The following is a 23,001-nucleotide window of genomic DNA, read 5'->3' as shown; positions in this document are numbered from 1 at the left end:
GACCCACACCAACGAATTGCGCGCCGACCTGGTCATCGTCGGCGCTGGCATGGTCGGCAGCGCCCTGGCGCTCGCCCTGCGCGACAGCGGCCTGGACATCCTGCTGATCGACGGCGGGCCGCTGACCGGCAAACCTTTCGACGCATTGGCGCCTTTCGAAGCGCGGGTCAGTGCGCTGTCCATGGCCAGCCAGCGCATCCTTCAGCGCCTGGGCGCCTGGGACGGTATCAAGGCGCGGCGTGCCAACCCCTATCGACACATGAGCGTGTGGGACGGCAGCGGCACCGGGCAGATCAACTTTTCCGCCGCCAGCGTGCATGCCGACACCCTGGGGCATATCGTCGAGAACCGCGTGGTTCAGGACGCCTTGCTCGAACGCCTGCAGGACAGCGGGATCCGGCTGCTGGCCAATGCGCGACTGGAGCAGTTGCGCCATTCAGGTGACGATCGTCTGTTGACCCTCGCCGGCGGTCAGACCGTGCGCACCCCGCTGGTGATCGCCGCAGACGGCGCGCACTCGGCGGTGCGTCGACTGGCTGGCTGCGAGACTCGCGAATGGGACTACCTGCACCACGCCATCGTCACCAGCGTGCAGTGCAGCGAGGGCCATCGCGATACGGCCTGGCAACGCTTCACCGACGAGGGCCCGCTGGCCTTTCTGCCTTTGCAGCGCGGTGATGGCAAGCATTGGTGCTCGATCGTCTGGTCGACCACGCCGGAGCAGTCCGAACGCCTGATGGCCTTGGACGACGTGGCCTTCTGCCGAGCGCTGGGCCAAGCCTTCGAGGGACGTCTGGGCGAGGTTCTCGCTGCCGATCCTCGCTTGTGCGTCCCGTTGCGTCAGCGACATGCCAAGCGCTACGTGGAAACCGGTCTGGCACTGATCGGCGATGCCGCGCACACCATCCATCCGCTGGCCGGGCAGGGGGTCAACCTGGGCCTGCTCGACGCGGCGGTGCTGGCCGAAGAACTGATCCATGCCCGGCAGCGAGGCGAGCGGCTGGCGGGCCTGCCGGTGCTGACGCGCTACGAGCGCCGACGCATGCCACACAACCTGGCACTGATGGCGGCCATGGAAGGCTTCGAGCGCCTGTTCCAGGCCGACCCGCTGCCGCTGCGCTGGTTGCGCAACACCGGCTTGAAGTGGGTGGAGCGACTGCCGGAAGCCAAGGCGTTGTTCGTCCGCCAGGCGCTGGGCTTGACCGGCGATCTACCTGAGCTCGCGCGCCTCTGAGACAGCCGTACACCTGCGCCTGCCCGCAACATTTGGTAACGGCTGGGCCCCGAGTTCGGTTGAGAAGGTAAATGTGATTCACTACCATTTCGGCCTCACTCCAACGGCAAGGTTTCCCTCATGATGGTGCGCAAACGTCTTCTCGCTGCACTGGCGCTCTGTCTGCTGGGTGGCAACGCCCACGCTGCCGATGAAGTGGTCGTCTATTCGTCGCGCATCGACGAGCTGATCAAGCCGGTTTTCGACGCCTACACCGCGAAAACCGGGGTCAAGGTCAAGTTCATCACCGACAAGGAAGCGCCGTTGATGCAGCGCATCAAGGCCGAAGGGCAGAACGCCACGGCCGACCTGCTGCTCACCGTCGATGCCGGCAACCTGTGGCAAGCCGAGCAGATGGGCATCCTGCAGCCCATCCAGTCCACCGTCATCGATGGCAACATTCCCCCGCAATACCGTGCCGCGTCCCACCAGTGGACCGGCCTGAGCCTGCGTGCGCGAACCATCGCCTACGCCAGCGAGCGCGTCAAACCGCAGGAGCTGAGCACCTACGAGGCGCTGGCCGACAAGCAATGGGAAGGACGCCTGTGCCTGCGTACGGCGAAGAAGGTGTACAACCAGTCCCTGACCGCCACCTTGATCGAGACCCACGGCGCCGAGAAGACCGAGCAGATTCTCAAGGGCTGGGTGAACAACCTGTCCACTGACGTGTTCTCCGATGACATCGCGGTGCTGCAGGCCATCGATGCCGGGCAGTGCGACGTGGGTATCGTCAACAGCTACTACTATGGCCGCCTGCACAAGCAGCAACCGGACCTGGGTGTGAAGCTGTTCTGGCCGAACCAGGGCGATCGCGGTGTGCACGTGAACCTGTCGGGCATTGGCCTGAACAAGTATGCGCCGCACCCTCAGGCGGCCATCGCCTTGGTCGAGTGGATGACCGGGCCGCAGGCGCAGGCAATCTTCGCCGGGGTGAACCAGGAGTTTCCAGCCAATCCGGCGGTGGCGCCCTCTGCGGAAGTCGCCAGTTGGGGCAAGTTCAAGGCCGACACACTGCCCGTGGAAGTGGCGGGCAAGCGTCAGGCCGAAGCGATCCGGTTGATGGACCGTGCCGGGTGGAACTGAGCTGATATCGGTGGCGCGGCCTTCGCGGGCAGAGACCCGCTCCCACACGCAAAGCACAAAAGCACCTGTTCTTCTGTGGGAGCGGGTCTCTGCCCGCGAACGGCGCACCACCGTACATGCTGACACAGCACAGTAAGCTCTCCACAGGAGTGGCTGTCGTTGAGAAAGCCCGCAATCTGAAAACCACGAGTGAGCCCATTGTCCTCTTTCGTCCAACGCCGTTGGTATCCGCTGGTCTTGGCCGTGGTCGGGCTCGTGCTCTTGCCGCTGAGTGTGCTGGTGCTGTCCTGGCAAAGCATCGACCTGCAGATCTGGTCCCATTTGTGGGACACGCAGATGCCGCGGCTGCTGGGCAACACACTGACTCTTGTGGTGGGCGTAGGTACGGGTGTGACGGTGATCGGCGTCAGCCTGGCGTGGCTCACCAGCCTGTGTGAATTCCCCGGGCGGCGCTGGCTCGACTGGGCGCTGATGCTGCCGTTTGCCATCCCTGCCTATGTGCTTGCCTTCGTGTTCGTAGGGCTGCTGGATTTTGCCGGCCCCGTGCAGAGCCTGCTGCGCGAGTGGTTCGGCAACGGCCTGCGCCTGCCGCGGGTGCGCTCCACGGGCGGGGTCATCATCGTGCTGGTGCTGGTGTTCTATCCCTACGTCTATCTGCTGGCACGGACCGCGTTCCTGGCCCAGGGCAAGGGCTTGATGGAAGCGGCGCGCATGCTTGGGCAATCACCCTGGCAGGCCTTCTGGCGGGTCGCCCTGCCGATGGCCCGGCCCGCCATCGGGGCCGGTGTGGCCTTGGCATTGATGGAAACCCTGGCGGATTTCGGCGCCGTGGCGGTGTTCAATTTCGATACGTTCACCACCGCCATCTACAAGACCTGGTACGGCTTCTTCAGCCTTTCCAGCGCGGCGCAGTTGGCCAGCCTGTTATTGCTGGCCGTGATGCTGGTGCTCTATGGCGAGCGTCGCGCCCGCGGTCAGGATCACGCGGCCAGCGAGCGGCCGCGCGGGCAGGCGCTGTATCGGCTGAGCGGATTCAAGGCATGGTTGGCCAGTGGCTGGTGCGCGCTGGTGTTCGCCTGCGCCTTCGTCGTGCCCATGGTGCAGTTGGTCGCATGGTGCTGGCAGCGCGGACGCTTCGACCTCGACGAGCGCTATCGTGAGCTGATCCTGCATACCCTGTACCTGGGCGCCATGGCCGCGCTGATCACCGTCGCGGTGGCGTTGTTGCTGGCGTTCGCGCGGCGTCAGGCGCCCACGCCGGGCATTCGCGCCGGTGTGGCGATCGCGAACCTGGGCTATGCCCTGCCGGGATCGGTGCTGGCGGTGTCGCTGATGCTGGCTTTCAGTTTTCTCGACCGCGAACTGGTGGTGCCAGTGTCCAGCTGGTTGGGCGGCGCCGGTCGGCCGTTGCTGCTGGGCAGTGTGGCGGCGCTGCTGGTCGCCTACCTGGTCCGCTTCATCGCGGTGGCCTACGGGCCCCTGGAAAGCAGCCTGGCGCGGATTCGCCCGTCCTTGCCCGAAGCATCGCGCAGCCTGGGTGTGGGCGGTGCGCGGCTGTTCTTCAAGGTCTACCTGCCACTGTTGCTGCCTGGCACGCTCAGCGCAGCGCTGCTGGTGTTCGTCGACACGTTGAAGGAGATGCCGGCCACTTTGCTGATGCGTCCATTTGGCTGGGATACGCTGGCGGTGCGCGTCTTCGAAATGACCAGCGAAGGCGAGTGGGCTCGTGCTTCGCTGCCGGCCCTGACCCTGGTGCTGGTCGGCTTGCTGCCGGTCATCGGGCTGATTCGACGTTCGGCGCGCCAGCTGGGTCGAACTCACTGATCCAAGCTTCAGATATCACCACCGCGACCTTGTCGCTACAGATATCACCACTGCGACCTTGTCGCGTCGGATGTCATCACGCGACCTTGTCGCTACAATGCGCCGCATCCGGCGCAGGCACCAAGGACAATCCGCCTGCGCTTTCGCCACGCCCGGAAGGAGAAACCCATGGGACAGCGTACGCCTCTGTATGACCTGCATCTTGCCCTCGGCGCAAAGCTGGTCGATTTTGGCGGTTGGGACATGCCCCTGCATTACGGATCGCAAGTCGAAGAGCATCATCAGGTACGTCGCGATTGCGGCGTCTTCGACGTGTCGCATGTGACCGTGATCGATATCCACGGGCCGGATGCCCGGGCGTTCCTGCAACACCTGCTGAGCAACGATGTGGGCAACCTGACCGCAACCGGCCAGGCCTTGTACAGCGCCATGCTCAATGAGCAGGGCGGGGTGGTCGATGATCTGATCGCCTACCTCACCGAGGATGGCTATCGCCTGGTGGTCAATGCCGCCACCCGCGACAAGGACCTGGCCTGGCTGAGCACTCACTCCGATGGGTTCGATGTGCAGTGGCGCGAGCGTCCCGAGTTGGCGCTGCTGGCGGTGCAAGGGCCCGAGGCGCGGCGCAAGGTCGCCGATCTGTTGGGCAGCCAGCGCCGCGAATTGCTGCTGCGATTGGAACCCTTCGAAGGGCGCCACCAAGGCGACTGGTTCATTGCTCGCACCGGCTATACGGGTGAAGACGGCATCGAAATCGTCTTGCCTGCGGCCCAGGCTGCCGACTTCTTCAACGAATTGATCGGCGCCGGCATTTCGCCCATCGGCCTGGGCGCGCGCGATACGCTGCGTCTGGAAGCAGGCATGAATCTGTATGGCCAGGACATGGACGAGGCTAACTCGCCATTGGCGTCGAACATGGCCGGCAGCGTGGCGTGGCAACCGATCTCGCGGGCCTTCATCGGGCGTGAAGCGCTGGAGCGCGAGCGGTCAGTCGGGCCGGCGATGAAACTGGTCGGATTGGTGCTCGAGGAGCGCGGCGTGCTGCGCGCGCATCAGGTTGTGCGGATCGCCGGAGTTGGCGAAGGGGAGATCACCAGTGGTAGTTTCTCACCTACGCTGAGCAAGTCGATTGCACTGGCGCGTGTACCCATGGCGACCGCTGACCGTGCGGAAGTCGAGATACGCGGCAAATGGTACCCGGTACGGGTGGTCAAGCCGACCTTCGTCCGGCATGGTAGCACCCTGATCTGAATCGTATGGCGGGCTGGCCGCTGACCCTTGTTGAGGACAATGATATGAGCGATATCCCTGCTGAACTCCGTTTTGCCGAAAGCCACGAGTGGGCGCGCCTGGAAGCTGACGGCACGGTGACCGTGGGCATCAGCGACCATGCCCAGGAAGCCTTGGGTGACGTGGTGTTCATCGAGCTGCCGGAAGTCGGCAAGGTGTTCGCCGCTGGTGATCAAGCCGGTGTGGTGGAGTCGGTGAAAGCGGCGTCCGATATCTACTCGCCGGTAGGCGGTGAAGTGATCGCCATCAACGAGGCACTCGCCGACGCTCCCGAGAGCGTCAACGGCGAACCCTACGGCGCCTGGTTCTTCAAGCTCAAGCCCAGCGCTGCCGGTGAGCTGGACAAACTGCTCGATGCCGCAGGCTACAAGGCCGCCATCGGCGAATGATGGTCAGCGGGGGTGGCCATCGCCACCCCCGCCCGTTCAGAACGGTCGATCCCCCAATATCGTCGCTCGATGCATCACGCGTCGCTGTGGTCGGTAGTCGTCGATCGCGTAATGCTGGGTCACGCGGTTGTCCCAGAATGCCACATCCCCTTGACGCCATTGCCAGCGCACACAGAACTCCGGTCGCGTGGCGTGGGCGAACAGCAAGTCGAGCAGCGCCCGACTTTCCGCCGCCGACAGCTCGTTGATACGGGTGGTGAAGCCGTCATTGACGAACAAGGCCTTGCGCCCGCTGACCGGATGGGTCCGCACCACCGGGTGCGACAGTGGCGGATGCTGCTGCCGGGTCTGCTCCCAGCGTGCCAGGGCCTGGGCATCGTTGCCGAAGCGTTCGAGCGGGAACGACTTGGCGAAATCGTGGGTGGCGGTCAGGCCGTCGAGCAGGGTCTGCAAGGGCGCGGACAACGCCTCGAACGCGGCTATGCCGTTGGCCCAGCAGGTGTCGCCGCCAAAGGGCGGCACCTGTTGGGCCGTCAGTATCGCGCCCATTGCCGGTTCCGCGAGAAAGGTGACATCGGTGTGCCAGATGGCATTGTCGCGCACATCGGTCACGGCGGTATCGAGCACCAGCACTTCGGGCTGCCCCGGCACGCTGGGGTAGATCGGATGGATGTGCAGGTCACCGAACTGGTGCGCCAGCCGGGCCTGCTGGGCCGGCGTCAGTGGCTGGTCGCGCCAGAACAAGACCTGGTGGGCGATCAGCGCGGCGTCGATCTCGCGTTGCTGCGCCGGGGTCAGTTCCCGGCTCAGGTCGACGCCTGCGATGACCGCGCCGAGGGTGGGGCTCAAGGGGGTGATGTGCAGAGTCATGTTGGTCAGCTCTGTTGGTGAAATCGGTGATTCAGTGGCTCTGGCCGTGCCAGGGCACCAGCCGTCGTTGCAGGGCGCGCAAGCCCATTTCCAGGCCAAAGGCGATCAGCGCGATCACCAGGATGCCCAGTACCACCACATCGGTGACCAGAAACTGCGCGGCCGACTGCACCATGAAACCCAGGCCGCTGGTGGCGGCGATCAACTCGGCGGCGACCAGGGTCGACCAACCGACGCCCAGGCCGATGCGGATGCCGGTGAGGATCTCCGGCAGGGCGCTGGGCACGATCACATGACGAATCAGCTGCGCCCGTGTGGCACCCAGCGACTGCGCGGCGCGCAGCCGGGCTGGATCGACATTGCGCACGCCGGTGGCCGTGGCAATGGCGATCGGAGCGAAGATCGCCAGGTAGATCAGCAGCACCTTCGAGGTCTCGCCGATACCGCACCAGATCACGATGAGCGGCAGGTAGGCCAGCGGTGGAATGGGTCTATAGAACTCGATCAGCGGATCGAGGATGCCTTGGGCAATGCGGTTGTGGCCGATGGCGATGCCCACCGGGATGGCGAACAAAACGGCAAAGACCAGGGCCAGGCCGATGCGCCCCAGGCTGGCACCCAGGTGCTGCCACAAGGTTGCGTCCATGTAGCCCTGGGTTGCCAGCAGCCAGGCTTTGTCCAGCACGGCACCCGGCGAGGGCAGGAACAGCGGTTCGATCAATTCGCTGGCGGTGACCGCCCACCAGAGCAGCAGCACGCCGGCCAGGGTCAGTGTGCTGATGGCTCGCGTACTCAGACGCCAGGGTCGGCGCGCAGCGGGCTTGCGCGTGCGGTCGATGGCTTCGGTCGGATAGTGGCTCATGCCAGTGCCTCGCGCGCGGTGGCGCCCTGTGGAGAAACACGCTGGGCGAACTCTCGTTGTGCAGACTCTCGTTGTGCAAATACCTGAGCCAGCACGTGCTCGCGGGTCTCGATGAATCGGGGGTCGGACTTGATCGCCCGGGCGCTCTCGCCGGCGGCGTAGCGCAGGCCGAAGTCCAGGCTCAGACGCTCCTCGACATGCCCCGGATCGGGTGCGAGCAGAATCAGGTCGGTGGCCAGAAACACCGCTTCTTCGATGTCATGGGTGATCAGAAATACCGGCTTGGCGGTCCGTTGCCAGACCTGCAGCAGCAGTTCCTGCATCTGCTCTCGGGTGAACGCATCCAATGCACCAAAGGGTTCGTCCATCAACAGCACCTGCGGATCGGCCGCCAGCGCTCGGGCCAGGCCCACGCGTTGCCGCTGACCACCGGAGAGCTGCCACACCTGCCGCTCGGCGAAACCGGCCAGATCGACCAGCGCGAGCATTTCACGCGCCCGCGCTTCACGCTGCGGCCGGGCGATGCCCGCCAGTTGCAGACCGAAGGCGACATTGGCCAGCACGTCCTGCCAAGGCAGCAGGGCGTCATCCTGAAACACCACGCCACGGTCCGCCCCTGGACCTTTTACCGCGACCCCGTCCAGGGTGATGCGGCCACTGCTGGGCGGCACGAAACCGGCGATCAGGTTCAACAACGAGGTCTTGCCACTGCCCGAGGGACCCAGCGCCACGCACAGTTGCTGTGGGCCCAGGCTCAGGGAGATGTCCTGCAGAACCGGCTGCGCAGCGCCTGGGTAGTGGGCACTGATACGGTCGAGAATCAATTGGGCCACGGTGGTACTCCGTTGGGCGTGCGCGGGATCACTGAACGAACTGGGCGCTGACGTAAGGCGTGTAATCGGGTAGCACGGCTTCCAGCTTGCCCTGTTCCTTGAGGAACTCGGCCGTCTTGGCCACCGCCTTGGCAGTACCGCCGCCCAGCAGCGCGTCCGAAGCCTGGGCCTCGGCGTCGGGGTAGGTGGAGCCGACGAGCAGGTCGGGAACATCCGCGGCATTGGCGCCCGTCAGCTTGGCGATCTTTCGCACCGGCTCGGAGTCGGCGGTCCACTGCGCCTGGTTCTTCGCGTAGTCGGCAAAGGAATCCAGGGTGACCTTGGCGAATTTGGCGATTACTTCAGGATGCTTCTCGGCGTAATCCTTGCGCGCCACCCAGACTTCGAAGGTCGGTGCGCCCCATTGGCCGACCTGCGCGGCATCGGTCAAGGTCTTGCCACTCTTGCGGATCTCGCCCAATGCCGGCGACCAGACGAAAGCACCATCGATGTCGCCACGCTTCCAAGCGGCGGCGATTTCAGCGGGCTGAAGATTGACCACCTTGACCTTGCCCTCCAGGCCCCAGTGCTTCAGCGCGCCGAGCAGGCTGTAGTGGGACGTGGAAACGAAGGGCGTGGCGATGGTTTTGCCCACCAGTTGCTGGGGATTGTCGATACCGCTGCCGTTGCGCACTACCAAGGCTTCAGCGGAATTGATCTGCGCCGAAACGATGAAGGCGACGATGGGCAGTTTGCGTGAAGTGGCGGCTGCCAGCGGACTCGACCCCAGGTTGCCGATCTGCACATCGCCCGAGGCGATGGCCGTGACCACTTCCGGACCGCTGTTGAAGCGGCGCCAGTCGATCTTCTCGCCAATGGCCGTTTCATAGACACCATCGGCTTGGGGCACCTTGCTGGGGTCGATGCCGGTCTGGTAGCCCACGGTCAACGGGGCGGCCTGGATGCCCATGGCCAGGCCCGTCAGGGCCAGAGTGGTGAACAGTTTTCGTGCGAAGCGCTGCTTGGCCATGGTGGTTGCCTTTGCAAGAGTCAGGGGGGCGGTGAGCTTCCAGCACGCGCTTCTGGCGCGTGAAGTGAGGTGCCGGATCGGCGAATGAGAAGAATCTAAACGATATAAGAAACGGGTTTGAAATACCGTTTGGGAATTAGCTTATGTTTGACAATCGGATTGAACTTTTTTGTTTGGAAGGTTGCAGCTATTATGCGATTAAATTCTAAAAAAACTTGAAACAATTCTTTTTGGTTTTGTGAAAATTTCGTTAATCTCGGCACCCAGAGTTTGGCTTAGACCAAGGTCTCGAATCGGCTTGTAAACATTGACTAACTGGTCACGCTTTAGCGCTAATCGCGCATCGGCGGACAAGGGGCATCAGACCCCGACCAAAGACACCACAAAAATTAGAAACCAGAGGAGCATCACATGTACAAGCAGTCGCTCGCCGTAGCCATCGCGCTCGCCAGCATCTCCACCAGTGTTTACGCCGCCGATCCGGCACCCTCGGGTTTCCTCGAAGCCAGCAAAGCAACGCTGAGCTCGCGGACCATGTACTTCCGCAACGATACCCGCGAAGGCACAGCGAACGACCAGGAAGAATCGGCTCAAGGCTTCCTCTTCAACTTCATCTCTGGCTACACCCCCGGCACCGTCGGCTTCGGTCTGGACGTACAGGCCATGACCGGTATCCACCTGGACGGCGGCCGCGGTCACCACCCGAACAACAACAGCTTCTTCCCGAGCGACACCGATGGCTCGGCCGAGAAGACCTGGTCGCGTCTGGGCGCGAACGGCAAGGTCAAGTTCGCCAAGTCCGAACTCAAGGTGGGTAGCGCACTGCAGCCCAACCTGCCGATCCTGGTGTCCAACGATGGTCGCCTGCTGCCTGCTACCTACCAGGGCGGTATCCTGACCTCCAAGGACCTGGACAACTTCACCTTCACCGTGGGTCGACTGAACAAGTCCGCGGGTCGTGCTACCAGTAACTACTCGGGTCTGGGCGTCGGCGGTGCCACTCAAGACACCAACAACTTCCAGTTCGCCGGTGTGGACTGGAAAGCCACCAAGGACCTGACTCTGCAGGTCTACCACGCGCAACTGGAAGACTTCTACAAGCAGACCTTCCTGGGCGCCGTGCACGTGTTGCCACTGGGTGAAGATCAGTCGTTCAAGACCGACCTGCGCTACTTCGACAGCCGCTCCGACGGCAAGAACGGTGACGTTGGCTACCGCTTCAACAACAACAGCGGCTACGCCAGGACCCCAGGTGAAATCGACAACAAGACCTGGAGTGCCATCTTCACCTACAGCATCGCTGGTCACGCGTTCCTCGCTGGCTACCAGCAAGTGGGCGATGACGGTGGTATGCCGTTCATCAACAACGGCAGCGTGGTCGATGGCAACGGTCGCAACGAAGGCAACGGCGGTTCCAGCGTCTACCTGTTCACCGACAGTATGGTCAACTCGTTCACCCGTGCTGGCGAGAACACCACGTTCGCCCAGTACTCCTACGACTTCAGCCGTGTCGGCGTACCGGGCCTGAAGGCTTCGATCGCCTACCTGCATGCCGATGACATCAAGGCAGCCGGTACCGGTGATTCGGACAACTCCGAGTGGGAACGCGACATGCGCGTCGACTACGTGATCCAGAGCGGTCTGCTGAAGAACTTCGGCGCCACCCTGCGTAACGGTACCTACCGCAGCGACGTGGGCACCAACACCGATCAGACCCGTCTGATCTTCAACTACACGTACGCTTTCAAGTAATACGTGACGTTGGAAAAAGCCCGCCTCGTGCGGGCTTTTTCGTTTGTGGCGCAGCGTTATTCCAGATTCGCCTAGCACCAGCACCATCCATTCTTTTTGTTTCGCGGCCGCTCGGTGCACAGTCATGCGCACAACAGTCCAGGAGCAGCACCATGACCATTCGACTCGGCGACATCGCCCCCGACTTCCAGCAGGAATCCAGCCAGGGCAGCATCAGTTTCCATCAGTGGCTGGGTGATCAATGGGGTGTGCTGTTTTCGCACCCGGCCGACTTCACACCTGTCTGCACCACCGAACTGGGCTTTACCGCCAAGCTGGCTGACGAGTTCGCCAAGCGCAACGTCAAGGCCATCGCCTTGTCGGTAGATCCGGTCGAGTCCCACCAGCGCTGGATCGGCGACATCGACGAGACCCAAGGTACTACGGTGAATTTTCCGATCCTGGCTGACGCCGACCGCAAGGTGTCCGAGCTTTACGACCTCATCCACCCCAATGCCAACGACACCCTGACCGTGCGCTCGCTGTTCGTCATCGATCCGAACAAGAAGGTCCGGTTGACCATCACCTATCCAGCCAGTACCGGGCGCAATTTCCACGAGATCCTGCGGGTGATCGATTCGCTGCAACTTACGGACAACCACAAGGTGGCGACTCCGGCCAACTGGCAGGACGGTGACGATGTGGTGATCGTGCCTTCGCTCAAGGACGAAGAAGAGATCAAGCAGCGCTTTCCGAAGGGCTACAAGGCAGTGAAACCGTACCTGCGCCTGACCCCACAGCCCAACCGCTGAGCATCTGCCCTTTAGCAGCGGTGCAAGCCGCGTCCGGCGTTTGCGGTGCGTCAGATGTACCGCGTTTACCGCTGACGCGGCTTGCGCCGCTGCTACAGGGGCGCGGTGGTGTGGATATGTTTTTATCGAATAACCAAATGAATAAATATGATTTAAAGATATAACTCCTGCCTGTTACTGTTCCCTCCATTCCGGCGACTTCTCCAGAAGCGCTCCGACTTCGCTATTCAAGGATTTACCCCATGCTCGTCGTATCTCTGGGCGGCAGCCCAAGCGTGCGCTCGCGCTCCGGTGTACTGCTGGAACGCGGCAAGCAGTGGCTGCAGCATAAAGGCGTCGAAGTGGTGACGTTCCAGGTACGGGACTTCCCGGCCGAAGACTTGCTGCACGCCCGTTTCGACAGCCCGCACGTATTGCATTTCATCGAGTTGGTCAGCAAGGCCGACGGCCTCATCGTGGCAACACCGGTGTACAAGGCCTCGTTCTCAGGTGCGCTGAAGACGCTGCTCGACCTGCTCCCAGAGCGCGCCCTGAGCAACAAGGTGGTGCTGCCCGTCGCCACCGGCGGCAGCATCGCTCACATGCTGGCGGTGGACTACGCGCTCAAGCCCGTGCTGGCCTCGCTCAAGGCGCAGGAAATGCTTCAGGGCATCTTCGCCGACGACAGCCAGATCGCCTACGGCGAAGGCAGTGTCGCGGCCCAATTGGCACCGGCCCTCGAGCAGCGGCTGGAAAGCGCCCTGGAGGAATTCCACGCTTTCCTGCTGCGTCGACCCCAGACCCATGACCCGGCCTTGCTCACGCAAAGCCTGCGCAGTGCCCGCTGGAGCATCTGATTCGAACTGTCGTATCCACCTTACTCGCCCGCCAACGGGCAAGCAGGTGCAACCCAATTACCTCTGCAAAAGGAGAGTGCCATGCGCACCCTGTTCTTGCGTCGTGGTGTGGTCGCACTGTTTGCTGCGGCTGTGTCGTTCGGCGCCATTACCCAGGCCCAGGCTGAAACCCTGCGCATCGGTTATCAGAAATACGGCACGCTGGTGCTGCTCAAGGCCAAGGGCACGCTGGAGAAGCGTCTCGCGGCACAGGGCGTGGACGTCAAATGGACCGAGTTTCCCGGTGGGCCGCAATTGCTCGAAGGCCTCAACGTCGGCTCGATCGATTTCGGCGTGACCGGAGAAACCCCGCCGGTGTTCGCCCAGGCCGCCGGTGCCGATCTGCTGTATGTGGCCTACGAGCCGCCAGCCCCGACCAGCGAAGCGATCCTGGTGCCCAAGGATTCGACCATCCGCTCGGTCAGTGAGCTCAAAGGCAAGAAAGTCGCGCTGAACAAGGGCTCCAACGTGCATTACCTGCTGGTGCGCGCGCTGGAGGAGGCGGGGCTCAAGTATTCCGATATCCAGACCGTCTACCTGCCGCCTTCCGACGCGCGTGCCGCCTTCGAGCGCGGCAGCGTCGATGCGTGGGTCATCTGGGACCCCTACCAGGCGGCCGCGGAGCAGCAGTTGCAGGCCCGCACCCTGCGTGACGGTCAAGGCATCGTCGACAACCTGCAGTTCTACCTCGCGACCAAGCCCTATGCCCAGAAGCACCCGGAGGTGATCACCGCCCTGGTCGAGGAAGTCCGCGCGGTGGGTGAATGGTCCAAGGCCCACCCCGAAGAAGTGACCGCCCAGGTCGCACCGCTGCTGGGCCTGCCGGCCGACATCACCCTGACCTCGGTGAAGCGCCAGGGTTACGGTGCGCAGTTTCTCAATCCGCAGACCGTTGCCGCGCAGCAGAAGATCGCCGACAGCTTCCATCAGCTCAAGCTGATCCCCAAGCCGCTGCGCATTCAGGATGTGATCTGGACACCGCCGGCCAATGTAGCCAAGGCGCCGTGAATCACTCCGTTTCAGCCACCGCACAATTGCACCGGTGCCCCGGCACCGGTTTCGAGCCACGTCAGGAGACAACTCCATGAGCCTCAACATTTTCTGGTTTCTTCCCACCCACGGCGACGGCCATTACCTGGGCACCGCCGAAGGCGCGCGGGCGGTCGACCATGGGTATCTGCAACAGATCGCCCAGGCCGCCGATCGCTTGGGTTACGGTGGCGTACTGATTCCGACCGGGCGTTCGTGCGAAGACTCCTGGCTGGTGGCGGCCTCATTGATTCCAGTCACCCAGCGCCTGAAGTTTCTGGTGGCCCTGCGTCCGGGCATCATTTCGCCCACCGTGGCGGCGCGTCAGGCCGCGACCCTGGACCGGCTGTCCAATGGCCGCGCACTGTTCAACCTGGTCACCGGCGGCGATCCGGATGAGCTGTCCGGCGACGGGCTGTTCCTCACCCATGAGGAACGCTATGAAGCATCGGTGGAATTCACCCGTATCTGGCGTCGTGTGCTGGAAGGCGAAACCGTCGACTACGATGGCAAGCACCTCACCGTCAAAGGCGCCAAGCTGCTTTATCCCCCGGTGCAGCAGCCCCGTCCGCCGCTGTACTTCGGCGGCTCTTCCGACGCCGCCCAAGACCTTGCCGCCGAACAGGTGGAGATGTACCTGACTTGGGGTGAACCGCCGGCGGCCGTGGCCGAGAAGATCGCCCAGGTGCGGGAGAAGGCGGCCAAGCTCGGCCGCACCGTGCGGTTCGGGATTCGCCTGCACGTGATCGTGCGGGAAACCAACGAAGAAGCCTGGCACGCCGCCGAACGGCTGATCGCCCATGTCGACGACGACACCATTGCCCGTGCCCAGGCCTCGCTGGCGCGCTTCGATTCGGTAGGCCAACAGCGCATGGCTGCGTTGCATGGCGGCAGCAAGGACAAGCTGGAGGTGAGCCCCAACCTGTGGGCCGGCGTCGGCCTGGTTCGTGGCGGCGCCGGCACCGCGCTGGTGGGTGACGGTCCGACCGTGGCCGAGCGGGTCAAGGAGTACGCCGCGCTGGGCATCGACACCTTTATCTTCTCCGGCTACCCGCATCTGGAAGAGTCGTATCGCGTGGCCGAGTTGCTGTTCCCGCACTTGGACGTGCAGCGCCCCGAGACACCGACCGGCGCCAATTACGTCAGCCCCTTCGGTGAGATGGTGGCCAATGACATCTTGCCCAAGGCCGTGGCCAAGCGCTGAGAATCTGTCATGAGTACATCAAGCAAAATCATCCACCGGCTGGCGCCCTGGGCGCTGCCAGTGGGCCTGCTGTTGATCTGGCAGGTGGCGGTCAGCGTCGGCTGGCTGTCGACACGTATCCTGCCGGCGCCCAGCGCAGTGTTCGAGGCGGGTGTGGCGTTGTTCAAGTCCGGGGAGATCTGGACGCATCTGGCCATCAGTGGCTGGCGCGCCGGCATCGGCTTTGCCATCGGTGGCGGCATCGGCCTGGTATTGGGGCTGATCAGCGGCCTGTCGCGCTGGGGCGAGCGCCTGCTCGACACCTCGGTGCAGATGATCCGCAACGTCCCGCACCTGGCGCTCATTCCGCTGGTGATCCTGTGGTTCGGTATCGACGAGTCGGCGAAGATCTTTCTGGTGGCCTTGGGCACGTTGTTCCCGATCTACCTGAACACCTACCACGGCATCAAGAACGCCGACCCCGCGTTGGTGGAAATGGCTCGCAGCTATGGCCTGTCCGGGTTTCGTCTGTTCTGGCAGGTGATTCTGCCCGGAGCCTTGCCTTCCATTCTGGTTGGCGTGCGTTTCGCGCTTGGTCTGATGTGGCTGACGCTGATCGTGGCGGAAACCATTTCCGCCAGCTCGGGCATTGGCTACCTGGCCATGAACGCGCGTGAATTCCTGCAGACCGACGTCGTGGTTCTGGCCATCGTGTTGTATGCGATTCTCGGCAAACTGGCCGATCTTGCGGCGCGTGGGCTGGAACGGGTGTGGTTGCGCTGGCATCCGGCCTATCAAACCAAGGGAGGTGCGGCATGACCGTTCTCAAGGAACAGCCGCGGAACCTGCGACGCGGGATTCCCCTGGCGGTCCGTCAGTTGCGCAAGACCTTTGGCGAGCGCGAGGTGCTGCGCGACATCGACCTGAACATCCCGGCCGGGCAGTTCGTGGCCATCGTCGGTCGCAGCGGTTGCGGCAAGAGCACCTTGCTGCGTCTGCTGGCGGCCCTCGACCAGCCCACCAGCGGCCAGCTGCTGGCCGGCTCGGGTCCGCTCAGTGAGGCGCGCAACGACACTCGGCTGATGTTTCAGGAAGCTCGCTTGCTGCCGTGGAAACGAGTCATCGACAACGTTGGCCTGGGGCTGTCGGGCAATTGGCGCGAGCAGGCCCTGCAGGCGCTCGAAGCGGTGGGGCTGGCCGAACGTGCCAATGAATGGCCGGCGGCGCTGTCGGGGGGGCAGAAGCAGCGTGTGGCCTTGGCGCGGGCGCTGATCCACAAGCCGCGGCTGTTGCTGCTGGACGAACCCTTGGGTGCTCTGGATGCCCTGACGCGGATCGAGATGCAGCAGTTGATCGAGAACCTGTGGCGCAAGCACGGCTTCACCGTGTTGCTGGTGACCCACGACGTTTCCGAGGCCGTGGCGATTGCCGACCGGGTGATTCTGATCGAGGAGGGGCGTATCGGTCTGGACTTGGCCGTCGAGCTGCCGCGGCCGCGGGCTCGCGGTTCTCATCGCCTGGCGGCGTTGGAAACCGAAGTGCTCAATCGGGTATTGGCGTTGCCGGGCAATCCACCGGAGCCAGAGCCCCCGTCGCCATTGCCGACCCAGTTGCGCTGGGCGCGTTGAACCGGACGCGGTACGTCAGGTAATCCGCACGTACCGCCGACGCGGCTCGCGCCGCTGCTACAGGGACTGCATACCCAGACGACACGGTGATCCCCTGTAGCAGCGGCGCGATGCGGTGTACCGCCGCACCGCGGTCCAGAAGACACGGGAACCCCTGTAGCAGCGGCGCAAGCCGCGTCCGGGGACGACGCGGTGTACCTGCTCCACCGCAGCCCAGCAAATGCGTTCGTGAACACTGCGGCATGGCAGGCATACCGCGACACTCGGCCGTTACACCGTGTGCAGGTACCAGTTGTATTCCAAATCCGAGATGGAGTGTTCGAACTCTTCCAGCTCGCTTTCCTTGCAGGCCACGAAGATATCGATGTATTTCGGATCGATGTACTTGGCCAGCACCTCGCTGTCGTCCAGCAGGCGCAGGGCATCGCGCAGGTTGGTCGGCAGGCTCTGCTCGTTCTGCTCGTAGGAGTTGCCCGTCACCGGCTCGTTGGGCTCGACCTGGTTGGTCAGGCCATGGTGCACGCCGGCCAGAACCGCAGCCATCAGCAGGTACGGGTTGGCATCGGCGCCGGCGACGCGGTGTTCCAGGCGTACGGCATCCGGGGTCCCGGTGGGCACGCGCAGCGCCACGGTCCGATTGTCCAGACCCCAGCACGGGGAGTTGGGCACATAGAACTGAGCACCGAAGCGGCGGTACGAATTGACGTTCGGGCACAGGAACGCCATCGACGCGGGCAGGGTCTCGAGCACACCGCCGATCGCGTGACGCAATGCGGCGTTCTGCTCGGGATCCTCACTGGTGAAAATGTTCTTGCCGTCCTTGTCCAGGATCGAAATGTGCACGTGCAAACCGTTGCCGGCCTGGCCTGGGTAGGGCTTGGCCATGAACGTGGTGTCCATCTCATGGTCGTAGGCGATGTTCTTGATCAGGCGCTTGAGCAGCACTGCGTAATCGCAGGCCTTCATGGCATCGGCGACGTGGTGCAGATTGACCTCGAACTGCGCCGGCGCACTTTCCTTGACGATGGCGTCAGCCGGAATGCCTTGTTCCTTCGCCCCTTCCAGGATGTCCTGCAGACAGTCCACGTACTCGTCCAGATCGTCGATCAGATACACCTGGGTCGAATGCGGACGCTTGCCGGAAATGGGTGAGGGCGGGGGTTGAGGGCGACCGTTCACGTTCTCCTGGTCGATCAGGTAGAACTCCAGCTCGAACGCGGCGCAGATGGTCAGGCCCATGGCGTCGAATTTCTCGACGACCTGACGCAGCACTTCACGCGGATCGGCGAAGAAGGGTTCGCCTTCGAGTTCGTGCATGGTCATCAGCAGTTGCGCGGTAGGGCGCTTCTGCCAAGGCTCGTTGCACAGGGTGTCGGGGATGGGATAGCAGATCCGATCGGCATCGCCGATATCCAGGCCGAGGCCGGTGCTTTCCACGGTAGAGCCGTTGATGTCCAGAGCAAACAGCGAGGCGGGCAGGTTGATGCCTTTCTCGTAAACCTTGTGGAGGCTGGTGCGTTCGATGCGCTTGCCGCGCACCACACCATTCATATCTGCAATCAGAAGGTCGACGTACAGAACCTCAGGATGTTCCTTAAGGAATGCGTTCGCTTCGTTGAGCTGAACGGCACGCGGGGGTACCGACATGATGCAACACCTTTGTTGTTAAAAATATCAATCATTGGGTTGAGCAGGTTTCAGTCAATCCGAAAGCCAACATGAAGTCAAGCGAGCCGGGTTTTGCCCTGAAAGGGCGCTGTTAAGCCTCTTTTGCTGCATATCGGGGCGCGCGTGACAGGCAATTAAGGCACTTTGCAACTGTATGAAAAGTGCACGATGAAGTTTGCAGGTCGAGAGTTGTGGAAAAAAATGAACAAGGCTAAGCTCGTTTTCAACCCGTCATTTCAATAAGACCGAGGGTGAATCATGGCACGTCTGCCATTATCTGATTTCAGTCGCTGCAGCCGCCGGTTGCCAGCGGCCAGAATAATTGACAGCCCACGGCGTTGCGTCTCTGTTTTTTTGTCCGTCATGTACTGCCTTTGCCCCGAAACCGCTACCCTGAGCCTCACGTTCCGGCCGGGTATCGAAAGGCCGGGCGGGCATCGTGGTGCCCTCGCTTGACCGCTTTTCCAACGACGCCCATGCGTCAACAAGTGCCTGGCTCGCCGCGAGCCGGGTTAATGGCCTCCTGAGGTATTTATGAGTCCCAACCTCGACCAGCTCACCGATTGGTTGAAAGAACACAAGATCACCGAAGTCGAATGCCTGATCGGCGACCTCACCGGGATCACCCGCGGCAAGATCTCCCCGACCAACAAGTTCATCGCCGAAAAGGGCATGCGCTTGCCGGAAAGTGTTTTATTGCAAACTGTGACCGGCGATTATGTAGAAGACGACATCTACTACGAGTTGCTCGACCCCGCCGACATCGACATGATCTGCCGCCCCGACGAGAACGCGGTGTTTCTCGTTCCCTGGGCCATCGAGCCCACCGCGCAGGTCATCCACGACACCTACGACAAGCAGGGCAACCCCATCGAGCTGTCGCCGCGCAACGTGCTCAAGAAGGTCTTGAAACTGTACGCGGACAAGGGCTGGCAGCCGATCGTGGCGCCGGAGATGGAGTTCTACCTGACCAAGCGCTGCGAAGACCCGGACTTTCCGCTGCAGCCGCCGATCGGCCGCTCCGGGCGTCCCGAAACCGGTCGACAGTCGTTTTCCATCGAGGCGGCGAACGAGTTCGATCCGTTGTTCGAAGATGTCTACGACTGGTGCGAAGCGCAGAACCTGGACCTCGACACGCTGATCCACGAAGACGGCACGGCGCAGATGGAGATCAATTTCCGACACGGCAATGCCCTGCACCTGGCCGACCAGATCCTGGTGTTCAAACGCACCATGCGCGAGGCCGCGCTCAAGCACAACGTGGCCGCGACCTTCATGGCCAAGCCCATGACCGGCGAGCCGGGCAGCGCCATGCACCTGCACCAGAGCATCGTCGACTCGGCCACCGGCAAGAACATCTTCGCCAACGAAGACGGCTCCATGAGCCAGCTGTTCCTGCACCACGTCGGCGGCCTGCAGAAATTCATTCCCGAACTGCTGCCGCTGTTCGCGCCCAACGTCAATTCCTTCCGCCGCTTCCTGCCCGACACCTCGGCGCCGGTCAACGTCGAGTGGGGTGAGGAAAACCGCACCGTGGGCCTGCGTGTGCCCGATGCGACGCCGCAGAATCGGCGAGTCGAGAACCGCCTGCCGGGCGCCGATGCCAACCCGTACCTGGCCATTGCCGCCAGCCTGCTGTGCGGCTACATCGGCATGGTCGAGGGCCTGAACCCGAGCGCCCCGGTCCAGGGCCGTGGCTATGAACGTCGCAACCTGCGTCTGCCGTTGACCATCGAGGATGCGCTGGAGCGCATGGAAAACTGCAAGACGGTGGAGAAATACCTGGGCAAGAAATTCGTCGTCGGCTATGTCGCGGTCAAGCGCGCCGAACACGAGAACTTCAAGCGCGTGATCAGCTCGTGGGAACGTGAGTTCCTGCTGTTCGCGGTGTGAGAAAAAGGAGCGACAGATGAGCAACAACAACCCCCAGACCCAGCATTGGCAGGACTTGAGCAGCGCCCATCACCTGGCTCCTTTCAGCGATTACACGCAGCTCAAGAACAAGGGTCCGCGGATCATCACCAAGGCCGATGGCGTGTACCTGTGGGACAGCGAAGGGCACAAGATTCTCGACGGCATGGCGGGCCTGTGGTGCGTGGCGATCGGCTACGGTCGCGAAGAACTGGTGCAGGCGGCCAGCGCGCAGATGCGTGAACTGCCGTACTACAACCTGTTCTTCCAGACCGCTCACCCGCCTGCGCTGGAGCTGGCCAAGGCCATCGCCGATCTGGCACCCGAGGGCATGAACCATGTGTTCTTCACCGGCTCCGGCTCCGAAGGCAACGACACCGTGCTGCGCCTGGTGCGCCATTACTGGGCGCTCAAGGGCAAACCCGAGAAGAAGGTGATCATCAGCCGCGTCAATGGCTACCACGGCTCGACAGTGGCCGGCGCCAGCCTGGGCGGCATGTCGGGCATGCACGAGCAGGGTGACTTGCCGATCCCGGGTATCGTGCACATCGCCCAGCCCTACTGGTTCGACGAAGGTGGCGACATGACCCCCGACGAGTTCGGTGTCTGGGCCGCCGAGCAGCTGGAAAAGAAGATCCTGGAAGTGGGCGAAGACAACGTCGCGGCGTTCATCGCCGAGCCGATCCAGGGCGCCGGCGGGGTGATCATTCCGCCCGACACCTACTGGCCGAAGGTCAAGGAAGTGCTGGCGCGCTACGACATCCTGTTCGTCGCCGATGAAGTGATCTGTGGCTTTGGCCGTACCGGCCACTGGTTCGGCAGCGACTACTATGACCTGGCGCCCGACCTGATGACCATCGCCAAGGGCCTCACCAGCGGTTATATCCCCATGGGCGGGGTGATCGTGCGCGACGAGGTGGTCAACGTGATCAACCAGGGCGGCGACTTCAACCATGGCTTCACCTATTCCGGGCACCCGGTCGCGGCAGCGGTGGGGCTGGAAAACCTGCGTATCCTGCGCGACGAGCACATCGTCGACAACGTCAGGGCCGAGGCGGCACCGTATTTGCAAAAGCGTCTGCGGGAGCTGCTGGACCATCCACTGGTGGGTGAGGTCCGCGGCCTGGGCATGCTCGGGGCGATCGAACTGGTCAAGGACAAGGCCACGCGCAGCCGTCACGAGGGCCGGGGTGCCGGCATGATCTGTCGGCAGTTCTGCTTCGACAACGGACTGATCATGCGCGCGGTGGGTGACACCATGATCATTGCTCCGCCGCTGGTCATCAGCCATGCCGAGATCGACGAGCTGGTGAGCAAGGCACGCCTTTGCCTTGACCTGACACTCGAAGCGCTAGGTGGCTAAATGCTAGGCTTGCCGAGGCTGACGAATTGATGCCTGCCCCTATAGGAACAGGCTATGCCCGCGAATGGCCACACCCCCTGTGGGAGTGGGCTCTGCCCGCGAATGGCCATACCCCTGTGGGAGCGGGCTCTGCCCGCGAATGGCCGCGACACCGATTCACGCCGTTCGCAGACAGAGCCAGCGCCCACAGGGTATCGGCAGCTTCCCCAGCAATCTCGACATCGGATTTCGATAAAATTGGAGCACAACGCATGAAGATATTTGGCAAGACCCTCCTCGCCGCGGCCCTGATGGGGGCGATGGCCAGTGCTGCGCAGGCGGACGACAAGGTTCTGCACGTGTACAACTGGTCGGACTACATTGCGCCGAACACGATCAAGCAGTTCGAGGAAGAGTCGGGGATCAAGGTCGTCTACGACGTATTCGACAGCAACGAAACCCTGGAAGCCAAGTTGCTGGCCGGCAAGTCCGGCTACGATATCGTCGTGCCTTCCAACAACTTCCTGGCCAAGCAGATCAAGGCCGGCGTTTACCAAGAACTGGACCGCTCCAAACTGCCGAACTGGAAGAACCTCAACCAATCGCTGCTCAAGGCGGTGTCGGTGAGCGATCCGGACAACAAGCATGCCTTCCCGTACATGTGGGGCTCGATCGGCATCGGCTTCAATCCCGACAAGGTCAAGGCTGCCCTGGGCGCCGACGCGCCGACCAACAGCTGGGACCTGCTGTTCAAGCCGGAAAACGCGGCCAAGCTGAAGTCGTGCGGCATCAGCTTCCTCGATTCGCCGACCGAGATGTTGCCGATCGCCCTGCATTACCTGGGCTATCCGACCGACTCGCAGGACAAGAAGCAGCTCGCCGAAGCCGAAGCGCTGTTCCTCAAGGTGCGTCCTTCGATCGGTTACTTCCACTCCTCCAAGTACATCTCCGACCTGGCCAACGGCAACATCTGCGTAGCCGTGGGTTACTCGGGTGACATCTACCAGGCCAAGTCGCGCGCCGAAGAGGCTGGTGGCAAGGTCAAGGTCAGCTACAACATTCCCAAGGAAGGCGCTGGCAGCTTCTTCGACATGGTCGCCATTCCCAAGGATGCCGAGAACGTCGAAGGCGCCTACAAGTTCATGACCTTCCTGATGAAGCCGGAAGTCATGGCCGAGATCACCAACAGCGTGCAGTTCCCTAACGGTAACCAGGCTGCAACGGCATTGGTGGATAAAGCCATCAGCGAAGATCCTGGTATCTACCCGCCAGCCGACGTGCAGGCCAAGCTGTATGCCATCGCCGACCTGCCTGCGGCAACGCAGCGGATCATGACGCGCAGCTGGACGAAGATTAAGTCGGGCAAGTAAGCATCGGTCCTGTGGAAGC

20 protein-coding genes are annotated in these 23,001 nt (G+C 62.7%); 15 read left to right on the top strand and 5 right to left on the bottom strand.

The genetic code is table 11. The annotated features are described in order from the left end of the window. Positions 1-16 precede the first annotated feature (16 nt). The 5 genes from BLV18_RS19805 (at position 17) to gcvH (ending at position 5,859) form a co-directional block, all read left to right on the top strand. Positions 17-1,234, top strand: a complete 1,218-nt coding sequence (locus BLV18_RS19805; RefSeq protein WP_167375990.1) for a 2-octaprenyl-3-methyl-6-methoxy-1,4-benzoquinol hydroxylase — start codon at positions 17-19, stop codon at positions 1,232-1,234. A gap of 120 nt (positions 1,235-1,354) precedes the next feature. Beyond that, positions 1,355-2,356 (top strand): extracellular solute-binding protein, encoded by a 1,002-nt coding sequence (locus BLV18_RS19800; protein WP_090361215.1) that lies wholly within the window; start codon positions 1,355-1,357, stop codon positions 2,354-2,356. Positions 2,357-2,554: 198 nt separating this feature from the next. Further along, positions 2,555-4,180 carry an ABC transporter permease gene (locus BLV18_RS19795; protein ID WP_090361212.1) on the top strand — a complete coding sequence of 542 codons (1,626 nt, stop codon included), beginning with the start codon at positions 2,555-2,557 and terminating at the stop codon, positions 4,178-4,180. Positions 4,181-4,348: 168 nt separating this feature from the next. After that, complete coding sequence (gene gcvT / locus BLV18_RS19790) at positions 4,349-5,431, top strand: glycine cleavage system aminomethyltransferase GcvT (protein WP_090361209.1); 1,083 nt, start codon at positions 4,349-4,351, stop codon at positions 5,429-5,431. Positions 5,432-5,475: 44 nt separating this feature from the next. Beyond that, a complete protein-coding gene (gene gcvH / locus BLV18_RS19785) occupies positions 5,476-5,859 on the top strand; it encodes a glycine cleavage system protein GcvH (RefSeq protein WP_090361205.1) in 384 nt (127 codons plus the stop codon). A gap of 36 nt (positions 5,860-5,895) precedes the next feature. Here the strand turns inward: gcvH and tauD are convergent, their stop codons facing one another. The 4 genes from tauD to tauA are packed head-to-tail and all read right to left on the bottom strand — an operon-like array spanning position 5,896 to position 9,373. Then, a complete protein-coding gene (gene tauD, locus BLV18_RS19780; protein WP_090361203.1) occupies positions 5,896-6,729 on the bottom strand; it encodes a taurine dioxygenase in 834 nt (277 codons plus the stop codon). 31 nt (positions 6,730-6,760) lie between these two features. Continuing rightward, the gene (gene tauC / locus BLV18_RS19775) at positions 6,761-7,591 is read right to left on the bottom strand and encodes a taurine ABC transporter permease TauC (protein WP_049860279.1); all 831 of its coding nucleotides are present in this window, start codon (positions 7,589-7,591) and stop codon (positions 6,761-6,763) included. Then, the gene (gene tauB / locus BLV18_RS19770) at positions 7,588-8,424 is read right to left on the bottom strand and encodes a taurine ABC transporter ATP-binding subunit (RefSeq protein WP_090361200.1); all 837 of its coding nucleotides are present in this window, start codon (positions 8,422-8,424) and stop codon (positions 7,588-7,590) included. The genes tauC and tauB overlap by 4 nt, the downstream gene beginning before the upstream one ends. A 28-nt stretch (positions 8,425-8,452) precedes the next feature. After that, positions 8,453-9,373, bottom strand: coding sequence for a taurine ABC transporter substrate-binding protein (gene tauA / locus BLV18_RS19765; RefSeq protein ID WP_425272652.1), 921 nt, complete (start codon positions 9,371-9,373; stop codon positions 8,453-8,455). 471 nt (positions 9,374-9,844) lie between these two features. On the opposite strand from tauA, the gene BLV18_RS19760 reads away from it, so the two are divergent. From BLV18_RS19760 to ssuB, 7 genes are all read left to right on the top strand, one after another. Further along, entirely contained in the window at positions 9,845-11,185 is a 1,341-nt protein-coding gene (locus BLV18_RS19760) for an OprD family porin (protein ID WP_090361193.1), read from the top strand. Between the two features lie 152 nt (positions 11,186-11,337). Further along, positions 11,338-11,976, top strand: coding sequence for a peroxiredoxin (locus BLV18_RS19755; RefSeq protein WP_049860275.1), 639 nt, complete (start codon positions 11,338-11,340; stop codon positions 11,974-11,976). A gap of 242 nt (positions 11,977-12,218) precedes the next feature. After that, positions 12,219-12,812 carry an NADPH-dependent FMN reductase gene (ssuE, locus tag BLV18_RS19750; protein WP_090361188.1) on the top strand — a complete coding sequence of 198 codons (594 nt, stop codon included), beginning with the start codon at positions 12,219-12,221 and terminating at the stop codon, positions 12,810-12,812. An 81-nt stretch (positions 12,813-12,893) separates the two neighbouring features. Continuing rightward, a complete protein-coding gene (locus BLV18_RS19745; RefSeq protein ID WP_056844720.1) occupies positions 12,894-13,859 on the top strand; it encodes a sulfonate ABC transporter substrate-binding protein in 966 nt (321 codons plus the stop codon). 76 nt (positions 13,860-13,935) lie between these two features. Further along, positions 13,936-15,084 carry an FMNH2-dependent alkanesulfonate monooxygenase gene (gene ssuD / locus BLV18_RS19740; protein ID WP_090361186.1) on the top strand — a complete coding sequence of 383 codons (1,149 nt, stop codon included), beginning with the start codon at positions 13,936-13,938 and terminating at the stop codon, positions 15,082-15,084. Positions 15,085-15,093: 9 nt separating this feature from the next. After that, positions 15,094-15,882 carry an aliphatic sulfonate ABC transporter permease SsuC gene (ssuC, locus tag BLV18_RS19735; protein ID WP_049860271.1) on the top strand — a complete coding sequence of 263 codons (789 nt, stop codon included), beginning with the start codon at positions 15,094-15,096 and terminating at the stop codon, positions 15,880-15,882. Beyond that, entirely contained in the window at positions 15,879-16,691 is an 813-nt protein-coding gene (ssuB, locus tag BLV18_RS19730) for an aliphatic sulfonates ABC transporter ATP-binding protein (protein WP_090361183.1), read from the top strand. The genes ssuC and ssuB overlap by 4 nt, the downstream gene beginning before the upstream one ends. Before the next feature lie 270 nt (positions 16,692-16,961). Here the strand turns inward: ssuB and BLV18_RS19725 are convergent, their stop codons facing one another. Beyond that, on the bottom strand, positions 16,962-18,338 hold the full coding sequence (locus tag BLV18_RS19725; protein ID WP_090361181.1) for a glutamine synthetase family protein: 1,377 nt from the start codon (positions 18,336-18,338) through the stop codon (positions 16,962-16,964). Positions 18,339-18,893: 555 nt separating this feature from the next. Between BLV18_RS19725 and BLV18_RS19720 the strand changes: the two genes are divergently transcribed. From BLV18_RS19720 to BLV18_RS19710, 3 genes are all read left to right on the top strand, one after another. Further along, positions 18,894-20,252, top strand: coding sequence for a glutamine synthetase family protein (locus BLV18_RS19720; RefSeq protein ID WP_049860269.1), 1,359 nt, complete (start codon positions 18,894-18,896; stop codon positions 20,250-20,252). A gap of 16 nt (positions 20,253-20,268) precedes the next feature. Beyond that, positions 20,269-21,633: an aspartate aminotransferase family protein gene (locus BLV18_RS19715; protein WP_090361178.1), complete on the top strand. Its 1,365-nt coding sequence runs from the start codon at positions 20,269-20,271 to the stop codon at positions 21,631-21,633. 251 nt (positions 21,634-21,884) lie between these two features. Continuing rightward, complete coding sequence (locus BLV18_RS19710; RefSeq protein WP_049860267.1) at positions 21,885-22,982, top strand: polyamine ABC transporter substrate-binding protein; 1,098 nt, start codon at positions 21,885-21,887, stop codon at positions 22,980-22,982. The last annotated feature ends 19 nt before the right edge of the window (positions 22,983-23,001 follow it).

This window comes from Pseudomonas coleopterorum, assembly GCF_900105555.1.
GTDB classification, from domain to species: domain Bacteria; phylum Pseudomonadota; class Gammaproteobacteria; order Pseudomonadales; family Pseudomonadaceae; genus Aquipseudomonas; species Aquipseudomonas coleopterorum.
This window is presented reverse-complemented; position numbering and strand designations above follow the sequence as displayed.